Genomic DNA, 24236 nt, shown 5'->3' on the forward strand with positions numbered 1-24236 from the left:
CTTAAGTCCGGGTTAGCGGATGCGGGCTTCAGCGGCGCAGCGCGCGCACGCAGGCCGCGCGATCGACATCGAGCCCGTCGCTCGCGCGGCGTGCATCGACATAGGTTGCACTGGGTTCCGCACCCGGGCTGAGCGGATAGAGATAGATGTCGAGTACGCAGGCCTCGCCCACGAATTGCAGCTTCTTCGCGTCACCTTCGGTTACGTCGATTCGCGGCGGCCCGAAAATATTCGCCAGCGCGGTCTGGTTGCGGCCGATCACGCCTTCGAGGCCAGGCACATTCATGACCCGCGGCGCGCGGAAGTCGGGGGTCGACGGAGCCACCCGCACTTGCTGCGGCGGCGGCGCGGACGCCGGCCGCGAGGGTGCAGTGGAGCCGGGTACGGGTCCGGTGGCGCAGGCGCCCAGCAGCGGCAGCAGGAACAGGACGGACTTACGCATGCGGACCTTTCTCTCGGGCGCGGTGGACGAGATGCGTCGCACTCGCCGCGCCCAGTATCGGGGCGAGGAGGTTGAGGAAAGGTATTGCAAGCAGCGCCACCACCACGGCGCCGAGCAGAAATCGGGTCGCGCCGCCAATCGGCGCGGCTTCGGCCGCATGCGCGCGGTGGGGCAGCCATACGGCGTCATGCAGTTCGCGCCCGACCAGCAAGGCGTTGACCACCAGGAACACCGCTGCTGCGCCCACGCCGGTAAACAGCAGCAGGCCGGCAACCGGCAATGCCAGCGTATTGGCAACGAGCGTGCGGCCCAGCGAACGCAAGGCATGGCCCAGCTCCTCGCCGAACCCGATTCGCCGGGCGTTCGCCGCAGCTTGCGGGAAATGGCGCTGCTCGACCGCGCGGACCACGTCCTCGGCAAAGAACTGCAGCACGAACAGCGCGACTACCCGGAACAGGAACCATGCAGCCAGCACGGTCGCCGCCGCCGCGGCCAGTGCACCAAGACCGGCGGCCTCGATCCCGAAGGCGGTACCGATCGCGCTGTGGAGCGCGACATAGAGCGCCGTGCCCCCCGCTGCGAAAACCAGCAGCGTGACCACTGCGGTCTTTGCCAGCACTTTCAGGATAGCGGGATCGCCGAGCTGGACGATCGCCAGAACAAGAGCGCGGGAAAGCGACACCATAGGGCCACTGCGATGCGCGCGCGCCCTGCCCAAGTCAACGCTGCCCTTGGCCAAACCCCGACGAGCCGCTAACCGCGCCCGACACACCGATTATCCCCTCCCCGGAGTACCCATGACCGAACCCCGTTACGACGTAATCGCCATCGGCAATGCCATCGTCGATGTGATGGCCCCTTGCGAAGAAGACCTGATCGCCGAACTCGATCTCAACAAGGGCGGGATGACGCTGGTCGACGAGGACGGCGCCCGGCGACTGTACGAGGCGATGGGGCCGGCGAAGGAAATTTCCGGGGGCTCTGCCGCCAACACGCTTGCCGGCATGTCGGCGCTGGGCGCGCAATGCGCATTCGTCGGGCAGGTGGCGCAGGACCAGCTGGGCGACGTCTTCAGCCACGACATCCGCGCGGTGGGAATCGATTTCGACACGCCCGCCCGCGAAGGCCAGCCCTCGACCGCGCGCTGCCTCATCTTCGTCACGCCCGATGGCGAGCGGACGATGAACACCTTCCTCGGGGCAAGCCAGTTCCTCCCCCCGCCGCGCTCGACGACGAGCTGATCGCCAGCGCAGGCATCCTTTATCTCGAAGGGTATCTGTGGGACCCGGAAGAACCGCGCCGCGCAATGCGCCGCGCGATCGAGGTAGCGCGCAACGCGGGCCGCAAGGTCGCCTTCACTGCCAGCGAGAGCTTCGTCATTGATCGTCATGGCGACGATTTCCGCGCGCTGATCGAGGAAGGGCAGATCGACATCCTCTTCGTCAATGAAAGCGAACTGGCGACGCTGACCGGCGAAGCGGATTTCGACGCGGGCCTGGCCATGCTGCAGGACAAGGTCCCCGTGCTGGTCGCTACGCGCAGCGCCAGGGGCGCCGTGGGCATTGCCAATGGCGCGCGCGCCGAAATTGCCGCCGAACCGATCGACAAGGTCGTCGACACCACCGGCGCGGGCGATCTCTTCGCAGCGGGCTTCCTCACCGGCCATGCGCGCGGCGAAACCCTCGAAATCTGCCTGCGCATGGGCGCGATCTGCGCCGCCGAGATCATCTCGCACTACGGCGCACGCAGCGAAGCCGACCTCAAGGAGCTGGTGGCGGACAAGCTGGGCTAGGCTACCTTCCTCCGGCTACCGATGAAATCAACCCGGACCCGATCCGGGGCCCGGCTTCGTTTCGCGTTAGGCCTGCTCCCGCCGCACTTCGCGCTGGCCGATGTCGCGGCGGCAGAAGCCGTCGGGGAAGGTGATCGCGTCGACCGCCTCATAGGCTTTTGCCTGCGCTTCGGTCGCGCTTGCTCCGCGCGCGGTGACGTTGAGCACGCGGCCGCCGCTGCTGGTCAGCGTCTCGCCTGCGAGTTTAGTGCCGGCGTGGAAGACCTTGGCGCCGCCGGCCTCGGCCTCGCCCAGATCGATCCTACCGCCCTTCCTGGGCGTGCCGGGGTAGCCCTCGGCCGCCATCACCACGGTCAGCGCGAAATCGCCGGATAGCGCCGGCTCGGCGATGTCGCCCAGCCGTCCTTGCGCGCAGGCCTGCATCAGTTCGACCAGATCGCTTTCCAGCCGCATCATCAGCACCTGGCATTCGGGATCGCCGAAGCGCGCATTGTATTCGATCAGTTGCGGGCCGTCTTTGGTCAGCATCAGCCCGGCATAGAGCACGCCCGAATAGGGCGTACCCTCGGCGGTCATGGTGCGCACCGTCGGCTCGACGATCTCGCGCATGACCTGCGCCTGCAAATCCTCGCTCAGTACCGGAGCGGGGGAATAGGCGCCCATGCCGCCGGTGTTCGGTCCGGTATCGCCCGCGCCCACGCGCTTGTGATCCTGCGCGGTGCCGATGGGCACGATCGCCGTGCCATCGGTCAGCGCGAAGAAGCTGGCCTCCTCGCCCATCAGGAACTGCTCGATCACCACTTCGCTGCCCGCGCTGCCGAACTTGCCGTCGAACATCTCGTCGAGCGCGTGCTGGGCTTCTTCGTAGGTTTCGGCGATGACCACGCCCTTGCCCGCGGCGAGCCCGTCAGCCTTGAGCACGAAAGGCGGATCGAAGCGCTTGAGCGCGCCCCACGCCTGTTCGAGCGAGACGCAGCGCTCGTAGCGTGCGGTGGGAATGTTCGCGCGCTGGCACAGCTCCTTGGTGAAGCCCTTGCTGCCTTCGAGCTGCGCGGCTTCGCGCGAGGGACCGAAGGTGTCGATCCCCGCCGCGCGCAGCGTATCGGCGAGCCCGTCGACCAGCGGAGCTTCGGGGCCAATCACGACCAGGGCGATCGCATTGTCCGTGCAGAAGGAGACCACGGCATCGTGGTTGCCGGAATCCAGCGCGGTGCATTCGGCATGTTGTGCGATACCAGGGTTGCCCGGCGCCGCCCACAGCTTGTCGCACAGCGGCGATTGCGCCAGTTTCCACGCCAATGCATGTTCGCGCCCGCCCGACCCGAGTAGAAGGATATTCATGGCCGCCGATTTCCCGTCAGATTCCGAAGATGCGAGCTTGGTAGCGAAGCGCCGCACGGGCGACAACGCCGAGCCGCTCAGCGTGAGCGAAATTTCGCAGGCGTTGAAGCGGACGGTGGAAGACCGCTTCGGTTTCGTGCGCCTGCGCGGGGAGTTGTCGGGGGTGAAGCGGGCGGCATCGGGCCACATGTATTGTGCGCTCAAGGACGAACAGGCGGTGATCGACGGGGTCATGTGGCGCGGCAATACCCAGCGCCTGCCGTTCGATCCCGAAGACGGGCTCGAAGTGGTCGCCAGCGGGAAGGTGACGACCTATCCCGGCCGTTCCAAGTACCAGATCGTGATCGAGCGGATGGAGCTGGCGGGCGAGGGTGCGCTGCTCGCGCTGCTCGAGAAGACCCGCGCGCGGCTGGCGGCGGAAGGCCTGTTCGCGGCCGAGCGCAAACAGCCGCTGCCGTTCCTCCCGCGAACGATCGGCGTGGTCACCTCGCCCACCGGGGCGGTGATCCGCGATATTCTCCACCGGCTTGCCGACCGCTTCCCCAGCCGCGTGATCGTGTGGCCGGTCTTGGTGCAGGGGAAGGGCGCGGCCGAGCAGGTCGCGGGCGCGGTCCGCGGGTTCGCGCAGATGCCCCGCGAACACCCCGACCGGCCCGATCTGGTCATCGTCGCGCGGGGTGGCGGGTCGATCGAGGATCTGTGGAGCTTCAACGAAGAAGCGGTGGTGCGCGCGATTGCCGAGTGCCCGATCCCCACGATCTGCGCGGTCGGCCATGAAACCGATACCACGCTGGCCGACTACGCCGCCGATCGCCGCGCGCCAACGCCGACCGCCGCGGCGGAAATGGCGGTGCCGGTGCGCGCCGAGCTCGCCGCGGTGCTGGCCGATTTCGAAGCGCGCAAGAAACGCGCGATCCTGCGCCCGGTACAGCTGGGGCGCGAACGGCTGCAGGCGCGCGCCGACCGGCTCCCCCAGCGCGAGGCGCTGTTGGAGCCGCATGCGCAGCGGCTCGACGATCTGGCCGAACGCCTGCGTCGAGGCTTGCGCGACCGCGCGGCGCAGGGGCGCGAAAAGCTCTCCAACCTGCGGCTGGCCCCGGTCGTGCTCCAGCGCAATCTGCGCGAGGCGCAGCGCGCGCTCGCCGGGCTGAAGCTTGCACCCGCGCTGGTCGAACGCCCTCTGGCCGAGCGGCGCGAGCGGTTGGCGGCGCTTGCACGGCTGGCCGGACAGCTTCATCCCGACCGACCGCTGGCGCGCGGCTATGTGCGCGTCACCGGACCCGACGGGCGGACGATCACCGACCGGGCGGCGGCGGCGCAGGAGGCGGTGCTTACGCTCAAGTTCCGCGATGGCGAACTCGCGGTGGCGACCGGCATGGAGCCTCCGCCTCCCGCGCCGCGTCGCAAGCCGCGCAAATCCGGAACCCCGCCCAAGCAGGATGATTTGTTCGGGTGACGCGCAAATGCTAGGGACGCCGCCATGTTGATGAACAAGAATTCGGGCCCGGCTAATGGCGAGGCCAAGCTGCAGTACGGCCCCTCGGGCTTTCGCGTCCTGCGCGCGGGCAACCATGTCTTTTGTGCGATGAGCGGGGTGCCGATCCCGCTCGACGAGCTGCGTTACTGGTCGGTCGAGCACCAGGAAGCCTATGCCAGCGCGCAGCTCGCGACCGAGCGGCTCGCACCGTGAATCCGATCCGGGTCGCGCCGCTCCTCCTCGTAGCCGCCGCCTGCGTTCCGACTGCCGAGCCGGAATCCGCGGCCTCGGCCGAAGTCGTACAGCCCGTACGGGCCACGCCTGCGCCGGTGCCCACTCCCACACCCAGCCCCAGCACGGCCGCTGCCCCCGCGCCCCTATTCACCTTCGATGGCGAGCTGGAGCAGGGCGGCTGGATCCGGGGGCGTGTACCCGCCGGAACGGTGGAAGCCGCGCTCGGCGAAGAACCGTTGTCGCTGGACGAAGACGGGCGGTTCTTTGCCGCCTTCGACCGCGATGCGAACCCGGCCGCGACCCTGCGGGCGACGCTGGCCGATGGCCGGACCGTCACCAGCCCGCTCGCGATTGCACCGCGGGCCTGGGACATCGAACGCGTGAACGTCGCACGCCGCGCCGGTGGAAGCTCGGCATCGTTCATGCGGCGCCGCCAGCCCGAACTCGACGCGATCTGGGATGCGCGGCTCAGAGAGACCGGGGCGACGGGTTGGCGACAGGATTTCATCTGGCCGGTCAAAGGACGCATTTCGGGCCGCTTCGGGGCGCAGCGTATCTACCGCGGCGAACCGGGCAGCTACCACTCGGGCATCGATATCGCGACCGGTGGCAGCGGGACGCCCTATGTCGCCCCTGCCGACGGCGTGGTGGTGCTTGCGGCCGAGGATTTCAGCCTTGAGGGCAAGCTGCTGATCATCGACCACGGCCAGGGCCTGAACAGCGCGTTCCTGCATTCCTCGCGTCTTTACGTGAGCGAGGGCGAGCAGGTCCGGCAGGGCCAGCATATCGGCGATATCGGCGCATCGGGCCGCGCGACCGGGCCGCATCTGCACTGGAGCCTGAAATGGCGCAATTCACGTCTTGATCCCCTGCTCTTCACCGGGCCGATGCGTTGAGCGCTTGACGCGCGTCCGCGCGCTCTGGAGAGACCCGCTCGCATGCGTCCAAAGCGCTTTCTCCTTGCCGCCGCGCTGACGGTCGCGCTCGCCCCCGGGACCTGGCTGCGCTCGCCCCCGCCGCCCCGCGCATTGCAGCCGGACGTCACTCTGACACCCATCGCGGCACAGCAACGCACGGCTGGGCCCTTCACTTTGCTTGGCGCATGGGAGCTGGCGGGCGATCGCCTGCGCTTCGGGGGAATCTCGGCGCTCGTCGCCTTGCCCGATGGCCGCTTCCTTGCCGGCAGCGATACGGGGCGCAAGCTCGAGTTCCACCGACCCGATCGCGGGCGCCGGACGGGCCTGTTCAGCGCGTTTGAGCCGAGCGAGACATCCTACAAGATGGGGCGGGACCTCGAATCGCTGGCGGTCGATCCGGAAACCGGAACGGTCTGGGCCGGCTATGAATATCGCGAAGCGATCGTCCGGCTCGACGCCGCTTTCCGGCCCGACAAGGAAGTGCGGCCAGCGCTGATGGCGGATTGGGCCAGCAATTCGGGTGTCGAATCGCTCGTTCGTCTCGCCGATGGACGCTTTCTCGCGATCGAGGAGCGTTCGCGCCGCTGGCGTGGATCGCGGCATATGGCGGTGCTGTTTTCAGGCGACCCGGTGCAGGACGACAATCCGCAAAGCGTGGTCGTCGATATTCCTGCCGGATATCGTCCGGTCGATGCCGCTCCGGTCGGAAAGGGCCGCGCGCTGGTTCTGCTGCGGCGTCTGGACTGGGGCATCCCGCTGGGGTTCGAAACCGCGATCGCCGAACTCGATGTCGACGCGCCCGACGATGACGGGATCGTGACGGCCCGCCTGCTGGCCGAACTGGGAAAAACCATCCCGCGCGACAATTACGAGGGCCTGACCCTTACCGAGGATGCCGATGGGCAGCATGTCTGGCTGATCTCGGACGACAACTTCATGTCCTTCCAGCGGACGCTGCTGCTCAAGCTGCGGTGGCAGACACGCGAAAAGGCGCGCGAGTAGCCCTCGCGCGCCTTTCGAACCGCCGCAGGTGCCGGGGCGCCGCAGCGCCCGCACGGCTTATGCGGAAGCGGCGTTCGCCTTCTTCAGTTCACGCTTCACCTTGAGCGCGTTGGTCGACAGCTTCTCGTCGCTGGTCTTGAGCAGCCAGTTGTCGAGCCCGCCATTGTGTTCGACCGAACGCAGGCCCTGCGTCGACACGCGGAACTTGAAGCTGCGATCGAGCTTCTCGCTCATCAGCGTGACGTTCTGCAGATTCGGCAGGAACACCCGCTTGGTCTTGTTGTTGGCGTGGCTCACATTGTGACCGACCTGGCGGCCCTTGCCGGTGAGTTCGCAAATGCGCGACATGATACGTCTCTCGTTCGAGTGTTGGTGCCCCGAAAATCGGGTTCGGGGCTCGGTTTGTCCCGGAAAGCGGCGCGGATAGCGGCGAGGGGCCGAATCGTCAAGGTAGATGCGTTGTTGCGCCGGTTCGCACAGGCACCTACCATACACTTCCAATCCTTAGGAGCACTTCTATGCGTAAATTTGTCCTTGCTGGCGCGGTTGCCTTTGCCTCGCTGTCGCTGGCGGCATGCGATGTCGACCAGACGGAAGAAGGCGAAATGCCCGAAGTCGATGTCGATGGCGGCAACATGCCCGAATTCGACGTGGAAGGCCCCGAAGTGAATGTCGACACCGGTACCGAAACCGTCGAAGTCCCGACGCTCGACGTCGATGTCGATGGCCCGGACGATGCCACTGGCGAACCCGTAACCGGCGACGAATAAGCATCGGCGCGCGGTCCTCGGCATCGAACCGGACGGCAAGCGCCGTGATCGATCGGCGCTTCATGGACCGCGCGCTTGAACTGGGGCGCGCCGCCGCCGCTGCGGGCGAGGTGCCCGTCGGCGCAGTCGTCACCCGGAACGGCGCAATCGTCGGCGAAGCGCACAATGCGCCGCGCGATCTTCACGACCCCACTGCCCATGCCGAAATCCTCGCGATTCGCCGCGCTGCCGATTCGCTCGGCACCGAGCGGCTGACCGATTGCGACCTGTGGGTCACGCTGGAGCCCTGCGCGATGTGCGCGGGCGCGATCGTGCACGCGCGGATCGGCCGGCTGTATTACGCGGCCAGCGATCCGAAGGGCGGGGCAGTCGAACATGGCGCGCGCGTTTTCGACCAGCCGCAGTGCCTCCATCGTCCCGAAGTCTATGCGGGAATCGGCGAGCAGCGCGCCGCGGACATGCTGCAGGGGTTTTTCAGGCAGCGACGGTGAACGCCGCCAGCTTCGCGGCAAAGAGCCGGCTAGAGGCCGCGCCAGATCTTGGCCGGGGCGGCATCACTCGCGCCGAAGCGCGTCCGATCGCAGCGTGCGGGCATGAACCGCTTGTCGTAACATAGCCGCAATTCCTCCAGCCAGCCGCGCGCATTCAGCTTCACGCCCACTGCCTCGCGTGGCCAGCCCCTGTTGGCATCGACGAAGCGGGTGCGGATCGTGCCGGCAGTAAGCCCGTCCTCGCGGCTCACCCGGTCGTAATCGGGCAGGCGCAGGCCGTCCCACAATATCCGCGTTACCCGGAAGTACGTTGCCGGTTTTCGCGCCATGCAGCTGCCATGCTTGGCCCATTGGCGGGCCAGCAGCGCCGCCGATGGCGAGAGGCACGTGTTCGCCGCCAGATCCCGCGACTGGAGCTGGCGGCGCGATGGGCACCACTGCGGCCAGCTGCGGCCGCTTTCGGGCCACAGGCCATGCACGACCAGACCGAACAGTCCGGCCTGCCCGCTGCATTGGCGCGCATGGCGCGGCTGCCCCCGACGCGGCTTGCAGAATTCGGGGCTCCAGCTGAGCGCCAGCGTATAGCCGGTGACGGGCATGGGACGCGGCGGCGCATCGGGCGTTACCCGGGGCACGTTGACGCTGCGCGGGACGCTGCATTGATAGTGCTGCGCTGCCAGCGGTACGGCGGGCACCAGCAGGCAGGCCAGGGGCGCCAGGACGGTTAGGCTAGGGCGCCTCGGCATCATCGGCATCATCGCTCAGCCACGCGCGCGCATCAGCGCGGAACAGCAGCACGATGGCGACCAGCTGCAGGATGGTCACGGCCAGCGAGGCGATGCCGGCCAGGCTGCCGAGCTGGCCGGGATCGAGATTGACGAACAGCAGTCCAAGCAGCGTCATCACCACCAGGATCCACTTGGCGATGTTGCTGGCCCGGCGGGCGATGAAATACCACAGCAGCAAGGGGATCAGCAGGCTGATCGCCATGACGGCCAGGATCGCGCCGCTACCCCAGCCCAGCTGCGCCAGTGCGGGATCGTTTCCGACCTGTGCGACGAGCGCGTCATACTGGAGGAACCCGTTGACCAGCGCGATCGCCAGGCTGAGCAGGAAAAGGCGTTCGAACAGGACGATGGAGGTCGGGCGCATGGATTATCCCTTTACGGCGAAAGGGCAGGAATGGCGCCGAATCACAAGGGCGTAAAGTCCAGACCGATATCGGCTGCCGGCGCGCTCTGGGTAAGGCGGCCGACCGAGACATAATCCACCCCCGTCGCCGCCTTGGCGCGGATCGTCTCGAGATTGATCCCGCCACTCGCTTCGGTCGGGACGCGCCCGCCGACCAGCGCCACCGCTTCGCGCAGCACCGGGGGCTCCATATTGTCGAGCAGCAGCCGCGTAGCCCCTGCAGCAAGCGCCGGTTCGATCTGGTCGATCCTGTCGACCTCGCAGATGATATCGGAAACCCCGGCGGCAACCGCGCGGCGAACCGCTTCCCCGACCGATCCGGCGACCAGCACGTGGTTGTCCTTGATCATCGCCGCATCCCACAACCCCATCCGGTGATTCGCGCCGCCGCCCATGCGCACCGCGTATTTCTCCAGGTGGCGCAGGCCCGGGATGGTCTTGCGCGTATCGAGCAGGGTGCAGTCGGGATTGTCCATCGCGCGCACATATTGGGCCACCATCGTGGCGATGCCCGAAAGATGCTGCACCGTGTTGAGCGCGCTGCGTTCGGCGGTCAGCATGGCGCGGGCATTGCCTTCCAGGCGCATCAGGTCGGTGCCCGCGGGCACGCTTTCGCCATCGGCGACCACGAGCTCTATCTTCATGTCCGGATCGAGTGCGCGAAAGAAGGCTTCGGCTACGCCCAGCCCCGCCACCTCTATCGCATCGCGCGTGTCCATCACCCCGGCGAAGCGGGCATCGGCAGGGATGACGCTTTCGCTGGTCACGTCGCGGCCGCCGCCCGAAAGCCCCACGCCGAGGTCTTCCGCCAGCGTATTGCGGACAAAGGCGTCGAGGTCGAAACCGTCGAGATTGAATGTCACAGTGATCGCTCCAGAACGGGGCCGGGTGCGGCCCGGCAAGGGCGACCGCCCGCCCGCAGACGCCCGTAGCGAAGCGGAGGGACAGCGTCGAGGACGGCCCCGCAGTTGCGGGGCCGAAAAGCAAGTCAGTGCACGAACCGCGCGACGACGTCGCGGTAGCTGCGGCTGACCTTCACCTCCGCGCCCGATTCGAGCACGAGGAAGCATTCGCCATTGGTGTGCGGCTTGACCTGCCGCACCTGGTCGAGATTGACGATCGTGCTGCGGTGAACGCGCTGGAACTTGCGCGGGTCGAGGCGGCGTTCGAGATCCTTCATCGTTTCGCGCAGGATCAGCGAATTGTCGCCGGTATAGATGCACATGTAATCGCCAGCGGCCTCGATATGCTCGATCGTGCCGACTTCGACCCGGAAGATCTGCCCCCGGTCCTTGACGTTGATGAGCTTTTCGAACCGGCTGGCCGCTTCGGGATCTTCCCCGGCGAGATTCTCCGCAGCTTCGGGGGCGACCTCGGAAAGCACGCTCTTGAGCTTTTCGGCTTCCTCGGTGGATTTCTTTTCCGCCAGCCGCTGGCGCACGCGTTCGATCGTATCGGCTAGCTTGTCCTCGTCGACCGGTTTCATCAGGTAATTGACCGCATTCGCCTCGAAGGCACGGATTGCATGTTCTTGGAACGCCGTGACGAAGACGAACAGCGGCGGGTCGATTTCCATCACGCCCTGCACAACCGAAAAACCGTCGAAGCCGGGCATCTGGATGTCGAGGAAAACCAGGTCCGGTTTCTGCGTCTTGATCGCGCGGATCGCCTCGCGGCCATTCTGGCAGGTGTCAATGATCTCGACGTCCTCGAAGGGTTCGAGGCGCAATTGGAGACCCTGGATGGCGAGCTTTTCGTCGTCGACGAGAATGGTGCGGATGGTCATGTCGTCTGGGGTGCTTTCGGGGGTAGGGGTGAGGGTACAACGACCGGGGGTGCCGAGGGTTTCTGCGACAGCGCCTGCGCGGGTGCGGCTTGCGCCTCGCTTAACGCGGGGGATTCCTTGGTTTCGTAAGGCAGTTCGATCAGGACCGAGAACCCGCCGCTTTCGGGCGAGCGGATCTCGAAGCGGTGTTCCTCGCCGTAAGCCTGGGCCAGCCGGTCGCGGATATTGGCCAGGCCGACCCCGGTCGAATCGCGGCGGGCATGGGTGTGGCGCACCGCGGGCAGGCCATCCTCGACGCTGTTCATGGTCATGCCCGGGCCGGTATCCGATACGGTCACGCGCAGCCGCGGTCCGACGACCTGCGCCACGATGTCGATCTCGGCGCCTTCCTCCTGCGGGCTGACGCCGTATTTGATCGCGTTCTCGACCAGCGGTTGCAGCAGCATGGCGGGAAGTTCCGCCTTGGCCGCTTCGGGTTCGATCCGGAAGCTGGACCGCAGTCGTTCCTCGAACCGCATCTGTTCGATGCCGAGATAAAGTTGCAGCGTCTCCATTTCCTGCGCCACGGTCACCTTACCGCCCGGCTGCGTCACCAGCGTGTGGCGCAGGAAGCTTGAGAGCCGGGTCAGCATGGCGTTGGCGGTCTCGCTCTGCTTGAGCAGGACCAGCGTGCTGATCGAATTGAGCGTGTTGAACAGGAAGTGCGGATTGAGCTGATACCGCAGCATGGCCAGCTGCGCGCTGGTCGCCTGCGCTTCGAGCCGTTCGAGCCGGTCGGCCTGCTCCTCGACCTGGAGGAAGAAATTGATCGCGTAATAGAGCGCCGACCATGCGCCGAGCAGCGTCAGGTCGATGAAGTAGATCCCGACGAACAGATTGGCGAAGCTCGCGCTGCCTGCCGAAGCGCCGGCGACATCGAGCACCCAGCTGTCGATGAAGGCGTAGACCGCGGTTGCGGCGGCCAGCACCAGCACGGTGGCGCCCCAGGTAACCAGCGGCCGCTGGCGGATCAGCCGGCCGTACGCCACCGCCAGGATCAGGCTGAGCGAGAAGCCCGTGATCGTGGCGATCAGGATGATCACCAGCCGGTCGGGCGACTGGCCATTGGCCAGCGCCGACATCCCGCGCAGCATCGTCGCCCCGCCCCAGCCGGCCAGCTGGAGGTTCCAGAACGCCTGGTTCTTGTTGGCGAAGAACGGCGTAGGACGAATGGGCAAAACGGCCATGAGCCACCCTCCCTAGCGCAATTGCAGCGAATTGCGCCAGCCGCTACACCGTCGGTGACAGCCGAAGCGAGGGAGAGACGCGATGGGCGTGCAGGAAACTATCGACGAAGCGGGACCGGGACGCGCCAAGTTCCGCGAAATGAAACAGGGCACAGCCGACGACTGGGCGATCATCGGCGGCGAATACCGTGCCTTCGCGAAGGGGCTGCCCGACCGCGTGCTCGACCATCTCAGGCTCCTCGACGGCGATTTCGGCGGCTTCCCGGTCGACCGGCTGGAACATTCGCTGCAGACCGCCACGCGCGCCCACCGCGACGGGCGGGACGAGCAATATGTGGTGATGGCGCTGCTGCACGATATCGGCGACACGCTGGGCAGCTACAACCACCCCGAGGTGGCCGCGTCGATCATCAAGCCCTTCGTCAGCGAGGAAGTGCACTGGATCTGCCAGAACCACGGCGCCTTCCAGGGGTATTACTACTTCCACTTCCTCGGCATGGACCAGAACGCGCGCGACAAGTTCACCGGTCACCCGCACTACGAAGCGTGCCGGTTGTTCTGCGAGAAATACGACCAGGCGGCCTTCGATCCCGATTACGACAGCGAACCGCTCGAATTCTTCGAACCGATGGTGCGCCGGGTGATGGCCCGTCCGCTTGCCTCGGCCTATGCCAAGGCGCTCGAACAAGAATAGCCGCTGCGAAGCGGTCAGCTATCGGCGGCCAGCGCTTCGGCCAAGCGCTCGGGCGGGACCAGCCCCTGGATCGTTTCACCACCGGCCACCCAGCTCGGCGTGCCGGTGAACTGCAGCGTGCGCGCCAGCGCCATGTTGCGCGCCAGTTCGCCGGTGGCATCATCCGACGCAGCGAAGGCGCGGGCCTGCTCGATATCGAGGCCGGCGATCTGCGCAGCCCGGGCGATCGTGGTGTCGCTTGGGGGGCCCTGTTCGAACAGGGCGTGGTAGAAGGCGGGATACTTGCCCTGCTTTGCTGCGGCCAGCGCCATGCGCGCGGCCTGTTCGCTGCCATCGAAGATCGGCCATTCGCGGATCACCACCTTCAGATCGGGGTCGCCTGCGATCAGTTCGTCGATCACGGCAATCGACTGGCGGCAATAGGTGCAGCCGTAATCGGTGAATTTGACCAACACCGTGCCGCCGTCCGGATTGCCAAGCACCGCCCCGGGGAATGGCTCGCGTACCTCGTCCGCAATGCCAGCGAGCCGGTCCTGGCTTTCCTGGCGCTGATAGGCTTCGCTCATTTCGGGCAGGATCTGCGGATTGGCGATCAGATACTCGCGGGTTTGGTCATGGCCCAGCCCCGATAGCGACCACAGGGCCGCACCCGCAAAGCCGCATCCCAGCGCGATCAGCGCAGTCAGCAGATGGTTCTTCATGGTGCCCCTTGTTCGCTTCAGCCGGGCGCGCAATCGCGGCCGCGTTCCATTTCGCACTGGCGTTCGAGCAGCGCGCGCGCCTGCATGCCGATATCCTGTGCACGGATCCAGTCGGGGGTGCCGTGCTCGAGCCCGTATTCGGCCGCCTGCGCGCTGCGCAGGGCTAGCCCGTACTGGCGGTTCATCACCTGCTGTTCGGCCGAGGCCAGCCGGGCCCGCGCGGTATCCCCGCGCGCGGCATAGACCACGCCGAGCTGGTACCAGGCGAAGGGATTGCGGCGATCGCGGCCCACCGCGGCGCGCAGGACGCGTTCCGCCTCCTCGAAATTGCCGTCGTCCTCGGTGGCGATGAGGGCATGCCCGAAGAGGCTGGCGATCAGCGGTTCCGCATTGGTCATCGCGGTGGCGCGGCGCAGCGGATCGAGCGCTTCATGCGGGCGCCCGGATTCGAGCAGGACCTGCCCCTTGAGTTCGAGGAAATAGGGATCCGCGGGGTCCTTGGCGAGCAATTGGTCGGCGGTATCGAGCGCCAGATCTACGCGCGCGTTCGAATGGTAGGCATAGGCGCGCGCATAGAGCGCCGGGATCGACTGGTCGGTCTCCGGATACTTGCGCAGCGTCACCGAAGGCTTCGAGATATAACCGGTCAGCTTGGCCTTCACCCGCTCGAAATTCGCCTGGTTGCGTGGATCGGGCGGACGCTCCCATGCGGGATCGCCTTCGTACACTTCGCGCAGCGCGGAAATACGGTCGCCCGACAGCGGATGCGTGCGATAGAAGCCGGCTTCGTCGCTCTGGCTGTATCCATAGCGATATTCCTGGTTGAGCAGCTTGCCGAAGAATTCGAGCGAGCCGCGACCCGAAATCCCCGCGTCCGACAGATATTGCGCGCCGGCGAAATCGGCAGAAGATTCCTGCGTGCGGCTGAAGGACAGGAAATTGCCCATTGCCGCTTGCTGGCCAGCCATCATGATTCCCATGGCCGCGTCTCCCGCACCGGCCAGTGCGGCGCCGATCCCGGCGATCATCGACAGCAGCGATATGCGCGAAGCCGCGGCCATGCCTTCGCCGTAGCGCAGGATATGGCCGCCGGTGATGTGGCCCAGTTCATGGGCGATCACGCCCTGCACTTCCTCGGCGCTGTCGGCGGCGTCGATCAGCCCCGAATGGAGGTAGACCGCCTGTCCGCCCGCGACGAAAGCGTTGATCGACGGATCGTTGATCAGCACGATGTCGACATTGTCCGGCTCGAGGCCCGCGGCCTCGATCAGCGGGGCGGAAATCTCGTCGAGAAAGGCCTCGGTCTCGGCGTCGCGCAGGATCGACTGGGCGGCGAGCGGCTGGGCCGCAAGCGTTGCAGCTGCAAGGAAGGCGAGCAGGCGGGCGATCAGACGCATCGCGACTGCTTTAGGGGGTTTGAGCCTGAACCGGAACTGAAACCTCGGTGTGCCGCTGCGCGAAGGCGATTACCGCGTCATCCACATCGCGCGAACCGCGCCACGGGCTGGCAAGCGAGATCAGCGGGGCGTTGTGATCGAACGAATCGTAGAGCAGCGTTTCGACCGGTGCGCCCAGCTGGTCGAGCGCGGCCGCCAGCACGCGGGTGTTGCGCGGTTTGACCAGCGTGTCCTGTTCGCCATGGACCAGCAGCATCGGCGGCGCATTGGCGCGCGCATGGTTGATCGGCTGGCTCTCGGGCCCGGCACCGACCGATCCGAATGCGGCTTCGCCCGACGGCCTGTCGAACGGGTAGAAATCATATGGTCCCGACAGGCCGATCACTCCGGCCGGGCGCACCCCGCTGGCTGCCAGCCAGCGTTCTTCCAGCGCCACCTGGACGACGTTGTACGCCCCCGCCGAATGCCCGGCGATCACGATGCGCGCGGGATCGCCGCCATATTGCGGCGCCAGCCTCGCCGCTTCGGCAATCGCCGCCGCCGTGTCTTCGAGCATGGCGGGATAGCGCCCGTCCCCGCCCAGCCGGTACCCTGCCAGCACCGTCACGAAGCCTGCCGGCGCAATCGCACGGGCAACGAAATCGTAATCGTCGGGATCGCCCCAGCTCCAGCTGCCGCCATGGACGAATACGAATACCGGCAGCGGGCCGGCCGCATCCGCGGGCGCATAGATGCGCAGCTTCTGTGCGGGATGTTCGCCATAGGTGGTCCGGGCGACCAGTGCGACATCGCGGCTGCCGCTCGTGACCCGGTCGAGCGCGTTGAGCACTGCGGGCCCGTTGGTGCGAATTGCCACCAGCAGCCCCGCTCCGGCCAGCAGGGCGACGGCGAGCAGTGCGATGAGGATTTTCATGCCCCGGCTCATTTCCGCGCCGGGTCGCTGGCCTCGACCGAATCGACGATGGCCGTTGCCTCGTCATCGGCCAGCAGGCCGATCGAAGCGAGGAACTGGTGACCGGTGTCGTAACTGTTGCCCAGCCACAGCGGCACGCCTGCAGCGCGCAATTGGGCCTTGGCGTTCAGTTCCTCGGGGCTCATCGTCTCGCCGACCTTGCGGATGAAAATTGCCCGCACCTGCCCGGGGTTCGCCAGCGCAATATCGGCAAAGGCCGTCAGGTCGCCCTGGCTGTCGTCGCCGATAAGCGCAAACTTCAGATCGGGGAAGGTGCCGAGAATGCCCTCGATCGCGGTGCGTTTGTGCGCGCCATGGCTCGACGAACCGAACGTCGCGCGATCGAGCCCCCAATCGCGCAGCGCGATGGGGCCCAGCGGCAGGCCGGCACCGCGGATGTAGGTCACCAGATAGCTGAACAGGTTCCACGGGCTGGACGACACATAGAAGAACGGCCGGTGCGTGGCCGGTTGCCGATCGCCGACATGGCCCGCGCCTTCGGCCAGCACCTCACCGCCGCCCAGCGCATTGTAGAAGACATCGGCGCCGGGCACGATGATGCGCTCTTCGGGCATCTGCATCAGCACGCGCCGCCAATTGCGCATCACCTTGCGGAAATCGCCGGTAATGCCGGTTTCGATTATCGTATCGTCGATGTCCGATATGACCGCCAGGCCGGTATCGTCGCCCGGGGCGAGGACATGCGCATCGATGCACTGGTCTTCGTCGCCGGTGTGCCAGTGGAAGACCACTGTTTCCCAGGCGGGGTGCTCGTCGTAATCCCATGCGGAATCGAACTCGATATCGAACCGGACGAACCCCTCCGCGTCGGTCAGGCCCCGGTGCCGCTGCGGCGGCGCGCCCGGCCGCGCGATCTCGAGTTCGACGGGCATGTCGGCGACCTCGTGACTGGCGAACTGGCCAATCATCGTCTTCGCAGCACGCCAGCGGCTGCGTTTCTCGAACTTGCCGACGCGTGAGCGCAGGGCGCGTGCGGTAATGTGCAGGCGCTCGCGGTTGCGATAGCCGAGATAGGGCTGGATGCGGACGGGGGCGGTCGGAAGGAATGGCATGCGCCGGGCGCTAGCCGGAGCAGCGCGGACCCGACAAGCCTTTTCCCCGCTTTGCCCTGCTAGCCCAGCAGCTTGCGCGCGGCGCGTTCGACCAGCGGCACGTCGTCGGGCACTTCGCCGATGATTTCCAGCGCCCCTTCGGGCGTGCGCCGCACCATGACCAGCGCAAATTCGGCGCCATCGTGTTCCTCGAGGTCGGCCATTTCGAGCGCGTCCGCGTCGCGCAGCTTCTGCGCCAGCGCAGGGCGAACGACCCGGCTGTCCTCGACCGGCTTGCCCTGCTCTTCCCGGCGCAGGCGGCGCTCCTCCTGCACCACGCCCTTCAGCCCGCCGTCGGCTTGGCGCAGGAAACTGGCCAGTCCGCCCGGTTCGACCTGCCGGCGATGGGCATGGGTCAGCACGGCGGCGTATTCGGTCAGACGGGTCTTGTCGTAATCCGCCCCGAAGACGAGCTTCACCACCGGGGTCATCGGCGCGCGGTCCTGCTGGACCAGGCCGTTGTCGCTGAGCAGCGCCTCGAAGTCGGCGCGATTGTCCTGCGCGGCAAGGCTGAAGTCATACGCACGTCCGACCGCTTCGTAGAGCGTCTTGCGGCTGCGGTCCTCGGTGTTCTGCGCGGCCTGCGCCATTTCGCGCGCGGCGGCGAGGCTGTCGTAAAGCCCGGCAGGCGGTTCGTCCGCGGCGCTGTCGGCTGGCTGCGGGGCCGGCGCCTCGAGTTCGGGAATGAAAATGTCGCGCTCCGGCGCTCCGGGCTTTTCCGCGAGGATCGAGAACTCGGCCCCCATCGGCTCGGCAGTTTCCTCGGCGTCGAAGGGCATGCCGGGCGCGGGTTCGAACGCCTGCGGCACCGGCGGCGGTGCCGGTTCGGCGGGTTCGAAGGCCTGCGGGATCGCCGCGCCGCCATCGAGCGAAAGGTCGATCGCCTTCTTCGTGCGATCGCCGCGATTCACCAGCGCGACCAGGCTGCTTGCCGTATCTTCATCGGCCAGGGGGTCGACCACCGAGTCGACATCGCCCTCGTCCTCTTCGTCTTCCCAGTCGGGCAGGCCGTAATCGGCAGCGGTCTTGATCGCGCTGTCGAACTCGCCGCTGTCGTCCAGTCCCTCATCGTCGCTGGGGGCGTTCCCGCCGACGCGGTTGCCCAGGGCGTCGACCCGGCCACCGCCGCCAGTCGCCGCGGGCAGGCTCGCGGTCGGGAGATCGGCTGCGAATTCGTCGTCGAGGCCGATTTCGTCGTCGAGGTCGATATCGGCGCCGGGCATCATCGAGCCGAAGGCGGGGCTGGGCAGGTTTTCACGATGCTCCAGCACGTGCGTGACGCCCAGCTCGAGCACTTCGGCCTCCGCTGCCTCGCGCGTTGCACGGGTCAGAGTTTCGGCGGTTTCGAGCGTGCGTTCGCTGCCGCTGTCGGCTTCCTCGGGCATGGCCAGCGACTGGTCGATCGCGAGCAACAGCTCGTCGGCGGTCTGCTGGTCGGCAATTTCCTTCCAGTTGATCACGCCATAGATGAAATCGACCGTCTGGCGGTCGCTCGAATAGGGTAGCAGGATCCCGCGGTACAGCAGGGCGGCACCGCTTGCCCCGACGAATTCCGCCTCGAACCCGATCGGCGCCTGGTTGGCAAGGATCTGCAGGTAATGGTCGGTAATCCGGCTCAGCACCGAGCGTCCGGGGACTGCCGAAAGCAGCGCGGGGCATGCGCCGGTCAGCCCGGCTTCGCTGGCCAGCTCGCGTCCAACGAAGCGCAGTTGCGGGTCGTCGATGTCGCCGGTCAGGTCGAGCAGGACCGAATAGGGGCCGAAATCGGGCAGCGCGTCGGGATCGAGGTCGGCGACCAGCGGCAGGTCGAATTCGCCGAGCAGGCTTGCCCAGTGATTATAGGCCCGCACCTGCATGCGGCGCTCATCCTGGCCAACTGGCGAGGGTGGCGGTTCGGGGACGGGGTCGAAGTCCTCGATATCGTCGTCGAAGTCCTCGTCCACATCGCGCGAGCCGAAAAAGCCGCCTAGCCTGTCTATCACTGCGTCTGTCCCCGAAGAGTTCTGCTCGTAGGGGGCCGCTATGCGACTGGCGCGGTAAACATCGGGTAAAGGAAATTAACCATGGGTCCCGAATGCCGCAGGCAAATGCGGGCGGTCTAGAGCATGTAACGCATCCGGATGGTCAGCTCGCGATCCTTCCCGCCGAGGTCGAGCGCGGCATCAGAGAAGCTCGGCGGACCCATGCGCACCTTGGCATCGCGCGAAAAGCCGAACCCTTCGCGGGGCATCATCCCCAGCGCGCGGTCGGCCTTGCCGTTGTTGTTCTCGTCGTGAAGCAGCGCGATCGCATAATGCCCCGGTCGGACGTGCCGGAAGGTGAACGAGACGCTGCCCTCGCGCGCCTGCGCCGTCGCGCCGAATGCGCCCGCCACGCCGCGGCAGCGCGGGAAGCTGTGTTCGTCCGCAGTCATGCAGGCGCGCACGATGCCCTTGGCGCTGCGCAGGTCGGTCACCGTGATCGTGATCGTCGCCCCCGGCGCTTGCGCACTGGCAGCCGGGCCCGCCGGGGGGCAGGCACCGCGCCAGCCAACGCGGCGCCGGCCGGGATCAGGGCAAGTGCCGCCGCCCTCTTCAGGCGTTGGGGCTGAGCCCGCGATCGGTCCCGCAGGCGCGATCCCAGAAGCGAAAATAGAGGCCGTAATTGCATCTGTACTCTTCATGGTGACGCTGATGGTGGCTGGCAGTTATCACCCACTCGCCTAACTTGGAATGAACCAGTCGGCGCGGAAACATCTCCCACCCCATGTGATTGGTCACTCCCATGACCGTCATGATCAGCAGCACCGTGCCCACCATGGCGACATGGATCGGGATCAGGAACACCAGCGCGGGGATGGCCACGGCACCGGTTATCGCTTCCCACGGGTGGAAACTCATTGCCGCCCAGGCGGTGGGCGGACGGCTGGCATGGTGGACCGCATGCATTTTCCGGAACCATTTGGGGCGGTGCATCAGGCGGTGAGTCCAGTAGAACCACGTGTCATGCGCCAGCAGGTACAACAGCACGGCGACGGGCAGATACCACAGCGGATAGGCATCCCACTGCGTATAAATCCGGGTCCAGCCGTGGGTCTGCCATCCCCAGGCGACGATGCCTGCCGGAATGCCGTAGATCGCCGCGGACGCCAGCGACCAGCCGATTTCGCGGCGGATCTGCGGGCCCAGCCGTGCGTGGTACCCCGGGCGCACCCGCGCGGTGACGAAGGCGAAGGCCCCGCTGGCGGCAAGATAGCGCAGCGCCACGATCGCGGTCATGGCGGCAGCAGACAGGAGAATGGCAGCCCAGGGCATGGGCCGACCCTAGCCCCCCGCGGCGCCGGGGGGAACAGGCGAAGTTCTACTCGGGCGTACCCCAGGGCGCGCATTGCGGATCGAGCGCCACGCGCGCCCGGCGCAATGCCGTTCGTGCGAGCCGTTCGACCTCGAGCTTGCGGCGCGCGGCGGCCAGCGGATTGAGCGGGGCGGGACGGACAATTTCCCCGTCATAGCCATCGGCCACGACGATGCCGCAGCAATCGGGGCGATATGCGTCGCCTTCGAGCGGGCTGCGATCCATCCCCGGGGGCAGGGCCCAGAAGAACCGGTCGCAGAAATCGAGATAATCGGGCCATTTGCCATCGCCCAGCAGGTCGCCCCGCTGGACCTTGATCTCGACGATGATCACCTGCCCCTTGGCGTCGATCCCCATCATGTCCGCGCGCCGCCCATTGCGCAGCGGCATTTCGGTGAGGCACCAGATATCGTTGCGCGCAAACAGCCGCGCTACGCCGCGGGCGACGTCGCTTGCCGTGGTGGCTGCCAGGGTTGATTCGCTCATGCCGCCGAACTGGAACATAGGAGGAACGTGGTCAAGGGTTGGGGCAGAAACACTTCACGCTGCGCACGGACACGCCGGGCGTACCGGGGAGAATTCGCTTCAGGCGGTTTCGATCAGCTCGCCGATGGCGCAGCGCGCCGCGTGGAATTCGCGCCACAGCGTCAGCGCCGCGGCGGTGGTGTCCTGGCCCTTGGCGGTCAGCGCCAGCAATGCGCGCAGGCCCGGTTGCATGAAGGCGGCAATGTCGTCAATGCCGCGCGCTGCCATGGCATAGTGCCAACCGCCCTTGCGCGCCGCGCGTTGCGGCAGGTCGGCGACTTCGGGTGCGATCGTTTCGCGGCCGAGCTGGGCGAGAACGCCGACCGCGGCCGCTGCTTCATGAACTGCTTCCCACTGCTCGGTCACCAGCGCGGGGTCGGGCTCGCCCGCGGTCCCGGTATCGGGCGACAGCATGGTGGCTTCGGACAGGTCGAACTCGTTGGAGAGCGCATTCATGCTGGCGGAGGTACGCGGGCAATCTTGCAAAAAGCCTAACGCGCGGCGGCACCAGGCTGGGCAAAGGCCGTTTTAGCACTGGCGAGCATGAATACGCTTTGCTAAGCGCTCCCCTCGCCACGGCGACCAGCACCCGTAGCTCAGCTGGATAGAGCGCTGCCCTCCGAAGGCAGGTGTCAAGCGGGATTGTGCTGTATAGTTCGAAGGAATTGGTTAAAAATTTAAGAGCTTAGATGAATGCGAGGATTGGGTTCACATCGCAATTCTTTCCGCGTAAGCATCGCGTAAGCGTAAAGCACCCGTAGCTCAGCTGGATAGAGTGTCGCCCTCCGAAGGCGAAGGTCACAGGTTCGAATCCTGTCGGGTGCGCCATTTCCTTATCAACCCCATTTCGTTCCTACCTAATTGGCGCGCCGGCGTCGGAAGCCTTCGAGAGCGAAGGTTGCTTTTAACCGCCTATGCGGTTCGCGCCGGAAGCTCGACGTGAGCCCCCACATACTGTGACTCTTGACAGGAACCCGCAGATGATTCACGGTTTGTTCACAGCTTGTCCCCAGTATGAAGGGGAGGTCAAACGATGAAGCGCAAGTCACCAAATATAGGGGTAAGTCTCCCCAAGTGCCGTTGTTGCGGCAATTATTGGCGTCCAGCGCCGGGCGTCAATGCGAACGCTGCTTACTGCAAACGGTGCGCCAAGGAGCGTCACGCGAAAGCTGTCGGTGTTTTTGGCCTGAAACGCCTGAGCCCCTCCGACATCAAAGGTGCGTATTTGCTCCCAAGGCGATTGCGCTCAAGCTAAGCGCCGAAGAAGGCCTTCAATCCTGCAATTGCCTTCCCTTGACCAACCACTCCGCCGGAGCCGTCCAACGACATGGAACGCCCGCTAGCGATTGGTTCGCTCCACGCGCGCCATTGATGCTTACGTGACGAAATCCGTTCCCACTCAACCTTTATTCGCCGCTGTCCCTTGGTCCGGTGCCACTTGATTAGCTGGGGCGCCACTTCAACCTCCCACTGCGGCTCGACTGGAAGTGCGGCTATGCCTGCCAGCACTTGGGTTGTGTTTTGGAAGCGCTTTGCCGGGTCATCGTTCATCGTGCGGCGGATGAACGTGCGCCAAGGCTTCGGGATGTGCGGAAGCCACTTGAGGGTATCCACGAAGCCCCCGTCCTCGATCATCGTCTGCGGTCTGGGGGCCTCCTCGTACCAGACCTCGCCGTGGAGGAGGCGGTAAAGCGTCATGCCGAGAGCCCATATATCGCTCTTCGCGCTGGTTGGGCCGTTGTGCCAACATTCGTGGGCGATGTGGTCCCAGTAGCCCGCCTGAGATCCATAGCCCAGGAGCAAGTCATCCGTCACCAAGCCGAAGTCTGCGAGCTTTGCCACGCCCTGACCGTTGAGGAGGATGTTGGCGGGCTTGATGTCCCGGTGCAGCATTCCCCTTGAATGCAGAACCCCGAGGCCCTGTAGCACCTCGGTCGCCGCCTTCTTTACGGCCCGGAGAGTCATGGGCCCGGCCTCGTATTTCTTCTCAAGGGAGCCGCCAGCGCAGTATTCCATGCAAATCACGACGCTGTCGCCGCCGTCGCCCTCCACTACGTGATGGACTTGGACTACGTTCCTGTGGGTGGCCTTGGATAGGTGTTGGGCCTCGTTCAGCGAGCCACCTTTGTAGAGTTGCCACCGCGCATCGTCGTGGTGGGCTTCGCGTCGCAGGACCTTCACCGCAACGTTTCCATGCGCCGGATCGACACCATGGAACACCTCACCAAAATGGCCATTTCCAATTTTCACGCCGATTGTGAGGCCGGAAATGTAGTCGGTCATCAGTCATTCCTTGCAGCGACGAGGAGCATCGCAACCTCGCGGCTTCCTTTCCTCAGCTTCCCGCCGGTCGTGTGGGCGTCCCAGAACGAGTCATCCGCCACATAGTCGTCCACGTTGCGCTCCCCATAGGTGCGACTGATTACCCCTTTGGTGAGTTGCCTCACCGGACAGACTGAAGCCGCCGCTGCGATGACTATGCCGCGAACCTCGGCGCTATGAAGCATCCCTAGCTTCGCTGCGCCCTTGCCCATCACGGCGCTAGCTTTCACCACCACGTCTTCGATGCCATTTTCGCGGATGTAGTCGGCACATTGCTGATGGAGGAAGCTGTAGGCCTCGCTCCGGTCGCCCTTCTGCACCTTCCAAGTGTCGTCGGTCAAAACGACAATCGGCCCCTCGTCGTCGGGGACCTCAACATCGACGTAGGTTACACCTTCCTTCGAGGCACTGAGCCCCAGCCATCGCTTAGTCATTCAGAATACCCTGTTTTCCGAGGTGCCTTGATACAGGGAGATGGCGCGGTGTGGAAGAGAAGGGAGGAAGCGTCCGGGGATACGGCATTGATACTGG

26 protein-coding genes, 2 tRNA genes and 2 pseudogenes are annotated in these 24236 nt (G+C 66.0%); 10 read left to right on the forward strand and 20 right to left on the reverse strand.

The genetic code is table 11. The annotated features are described in order from the left end of the window. Positions 1-28 precede the first annotated feature (28 nt). Together WKH79_RS11095 and WKH79_RS11100 are read right to left on the reverse strand one after the other, a co-directional pair. A complete protein-coding gene (locus WKH79_RS11095; protein WP_050601526.1) occupies positions 29-442 on the reverse strand; it encodes a hypothetical protein in 414 nt (137 codons plus the stop codon). After that, the gene (locus WKH79_RS11100; RefSeq protein ID WP_341858893.1) at positions 435-1127 is read right to left on the reverse strand and encodes an EI24 domain-containing protein; all 693 of its coding nucleotides are present in this window, start codon (positions 1125-1127) and stop codon (positions 435-437) included. The genes WKH79_RS11095 and WKH79_RS11100 overlap by 8 nt, the downstream gene beginning before the upstream one ends. Positions 1128-1239: 112 nt before the next feature. On the opposite strand from WKH79_RS11100, the pseudogene WKH79_RS11105 reads away from it, so the two are divergent. Then, positions 1240-2234, forward strand: a pseudogene (locus WKH79_RS11105) (adenosine kinase). Between the two features lie 66 nt (positions 2235-2300). Here WKH79_RS11105 and purD read toward each other — a convergent pair. Beyond that, on the reverse strand, positions 2301-3575 hold the full coding sequence (gene purD / locus WKH79_RS11110) for a phosphoribosylamine--glycine ligase (RefSeq protein WP_341858894.1): 1275 nt from the start codon (positions 3573-3575) through the stop codon (positions 2301-2303). On the opposite strand from purD, the gene xseA reads away from it, so the two are divergent. The 4 genes from xseA to WKH79_RS11130 are packed head-to-tail and all read left to right on the forward strand — an operon-like array spanning position 3574 to position 7205. After that, positions 3574-5031 (forward strand): exodeoxyribonuclease VII large subunit, encoded by a 1458-nt coding sequence (xseA, locus tag WKH79_RS11115; protein WP_341858895.1) that lies wholly within the window; start codon positions 3574-3576, stop codon positions 5029-5031. The genes purD and xseA overlap by 2 nt on opposite strands. 24 nt (positions 5032-5055) lie before the next feature. Next, positions 5056-5265: a DUF2093 domain-containing protein gene (locus WKH79_RS11120; protein WP_063505881.1), complete on the forward strand. Its 210-nt coding sequence runs from the start codon at positions 5056-5058 to the stop codon at positions 5263-5265. Further along, positions 5262-6182: a M23 family metallopeptidase gene (locus WKH79_RS11125; RefSeq protein ID WP_341858896.1), complete on the forward strand. Its 921-nt coding sequence runs from the start codon at positions 5262-5264 to the stop codon at positions 6180-6182. The genes WKH79_RS11120 and WKH79_RS11125 overlap by 4 nt, the downstream gene beginning before the upstream one ends. Positions 6183-6224: 42 nt before the next feature. Beyond that, complete coding sequence (locus WKH79_RS11130) at positions 6225-7205, forward strand: esterase-like activity of phytase family protein (RefSeq protein WP_341858897.1); 981 nt, start codon at positions 6225-6227, stop codon at positions 7203-7205. Positions 7206-7262: 57 nt separating this feature from the next. Here the strand turns inward: WKH79_RS11130 and rpmB are convergent, their stop codons facing one another. After that, on the reverse strand, positions 7263-7553 hold the full coding sequence (rpmB, locus tag WKH79_RS11135; protein ID WP_050601534.1) for a 50S ribosomal protein L28: 291 nt from the start codon (positions 7551-7553) through the stop codon (positions 7263-7265). Between the two features lie 170 nt (positions 7554-7723). Between rpmB and WKH79_RS11140 the strand changes: the two genes are divergently transcribed. Both WKH79_RS11140 and WKH79_RS11145 read left to right on the forward strand, forming a co-directional pair. After that, complete coding sequence (locus tag WKH79_RS11140; RefSeq protein WP_341858898.1) at positions 7724-7975, forward strand: hypothetical protein; 252 nt, start codon at positions 7724-7726, stop codon at positions 7973-7975. Between the two features lie 62 nt (positions 7976-8037). After that, the gene (locus WKH79_RS11145; protein WP_341860121.1) at positions 8038-8466 is read left to right on the forward strand and encodes a nucleoside deaminase; all 429 of its coding nucleotides are present in this window, start codon (positions 8038-8040) and stop codon (positions 8464-8466) included. A 29-nt stretch (positions 8467-8495) separates the two neighbouring features. On the opposite strand, the gene WKH79_RS11150 is transcribed toward WKH79_RS11145, so the two are convergent. From WKH79_RS11150 to WKH79_RS11170, 5 genes are all read right to left on the reverse strand, one after another. After that, positions 8496-9161 carry a ribonuclease T gene (locus WKH79_RS11150; RefSeq protein ID WP_341858899.1) on the reverse strand — a complete coding sequence of 222 codons (666 nt, stop codon included), beginning with the start codon at positions 9159-9161 and terminating at the stop codon, positions 8496-8498. Positions 9162-9195: 34 nt separating this feature from the next. Beyond that, entirely contained in the window at positions 9196-9618 is a 423-nt protein-coding gene (locus WKH79_RS11155; protein WP_341858900.1) for a hypothetical protein, read from the reverse strand. A 41-nt stretch (positions 9619-9659) separates the two neighbouring features. After that, complete coding sequence (nadC, locus tag WKH79_RS11160; protein ID WP_341858901.1) at positions 9660-10520, reverse strand: carboxylating nicotinate-nucleotide diphosphorylase; 861 nt, start codon at positions 10518-10520, stop codon at positions 9660-9662. Between the two features lie 125 nt (positions 10521-10645). Further along, positions 10646-11443 carry a LytTR family DNA-binding domain-containing protein gene (locus tag WKH79_RS11165; RefSeq protein ID WP_050601538.1) on the reverse strand — a complete coding sequence of 266 codons (798 nt, stop codon included), beginning with the start codon at positions 11441-11443 and terminating at the stop codon, positions 10646-10648. Beyond that, a complete protein-coding gene (locus WKH79_RS11170; protein WP_341858902.1) occupies positions 11440-12669 on the reverse strand; it encodes a histidine kinase in 1230 nt (409 codons plus the stop codon). The genes WKH79_RS11165 and WKH79_RS11170 overlap by 4 nt, the downstream gene beginning before the upstream one ends. A gap of 82 nt (positions 12670-12751) precedes the next feature. Between WKH79_RS11170 and WKH79_RS11175 the strand changes: the two genes are divergently transcribed. Further along, the gene (locus tag WKH79_RS11175) at positions 12752-13363 is read left to right on the forward strand and encodes an HD domain-containing protein (protein WP_050601539.1); all 612 of its coding nucleotides are present in this window, start codon (positions 12752-12754) and stop codon (positions 13361-13363) included. A gap of 14 nt (positions 13364-13377) precedes the next feature. On the opposite strand, the gene WKH79_RS11180 is transcribed toward WKH79_RS11175, so the two are convergent. The 9 genes and pseudogenes from WKH79_RS11180 to WKH79_RS11220 form a co-directional block, all read right to left on the reverse strand. Next, positions 13378-14064, reverse strand: a complete 687-nt coding sequence (locus WKH79_RS11180; protein ID WP_341858903.1) for a DsbA family protein — start codon at positions 14062-14064, stop codon at positions 13378-13380. 17 nt (positions 14065-14081) lie between these two features. Then, complete coding sequence (locus WKH79_RS11185; protein WP_341858904.1) at positions 14082-15461, reverse strand: M48 family metalloprotease; 1380 nt, start codon at positions 15459-15461, stop codon at positions 14082-14084. Between the two features lie 10 nt (positions 15462-15471). Beyond that, a complete protein-coding gene (locus tag WKH79_RS11190; RefSeq protein WP_341858905.1) occupies positions 15472-16374 on the reverse strand; it encodes an alpha/beta hydrolase in 903 nt (300 codons plus the stop codon). An 8-nt stretch (positions 16375-16382) separates the two neighbouring features. Next, a complete protein-coding gene (locus WKH79_RS11195) occupies positions 16383-17486 on the reverse strand; it encodes a phosphatase domain-containing protein (protein WP_341858906.1) in 1104 nt (367 codons plus the stop codon). Positions 17487-18916: 1430 nt separating this feature from the next. Then, positions 18917-19444 (reverse strand): annotated as a pseudogene (locus tag WKH79_RS11200) (hypothetical protein); the annotation flags it as partial. A 179-nt stretch (positions 19445-19623) separates the two neighbouring features. After that, entirely contained in the window at positions 19624-19980 is a 357-nt protein-coding gene (locus WKH79_RS11205) for a DUF2141 domain-containing protein (protein ID WP_341858907.1), read from the reverse strand. Between the two features lie 118 nt (positions 19981-20098). Further along, on the reverse strand, positions 20099-20818 hold the full coding sequence (locus tag WKH79_RS11210) for a sterol desaturase family protein (protein ID WP_341858908.1): 720 nt from the start codon (positions 20816-20818) through the stop codon (positions 20099-20101). A gap of 46 nt (positions 20819-20864) precedes the next feature. Beyond that, positions 20865-21344: an MmcB family DNA repair protein gene (locus WKH79_RS11215; protein WP_341858909.1), complete on the reverse strand. Its 480-nt coding sequence runs from the start codon at positions 21342-21344 to the stop codon at positions 20865-20867. Between the two features lie 99 nt (positions 21345-21443). Beyond that, positions 21444-21839 (reverse strand): hypothetical protein, encoded by a 396-nt coding sequence (locus WKH79_RS11220; RefSeq protein WP_341858910.1) that lies wholly within the window; start codon positions 21837-21839, stop codon positions 21444-21446. A gap of 134 nt (positions 21840-21973) precedes the next feature. On the opposite strand from WKH79_RS11220, the gene WKH79_RS11225 reads away from it, so the two are divergent. Then, positions 21974-22116 (forward strand) — tRNA-Arg (locus tag WKH79_RS11225). An 18-nt stretch (positions 22117-22134) separates the two neighbouring features. After that, positions 22135-22211: transfer RNA gene (locus WKH79_RS11230), tRNA-Arg, on the forward strand. Positions 22212-22634: 423 nt separating this feature from the next. Here the strand turns inward: WKH79_RS11230 and WKH79_RS11235 are convergent. Continuing rightward, complete coding sequence (locus WKH79_RS11235; protein WP_341858911.1) at positions 22635-23666, reverse strand: serine/threonine-protein kinase; 1032 nt, start codon at positions 23664-23666, stop codon at positions 22635-22637. Beyond that, positions 23666-24139 (reverse strand): hypothetical protein, encoded by a 474-nt coding sequence (locus tag WKH79_RS11240; RefSeq protein WP_341858912.1) that lies wholly within the window; start codon positions 24137-24139, stop codon positions 23666-23668. The genes WKH79_RS11235 and WKH79_RS11240 overlap by 1 nt, the downstream gene beginning before the upstream one ends. Between the last annotated feature and the right edge of the window lie 97 nt (positions 24140-24236).

The sequence above is a fragment of the Qipengyuania sp. GPGPB31 genome (genome assembly GCF_038396345.1).
GTDB classification, from domain to species: Bacteria; Pseudomonadota; Alphaproteobacteria; order Sphingomonadales; family Sphingomonadaceae; genus Qipengyuania; species Qipengyuania citrea.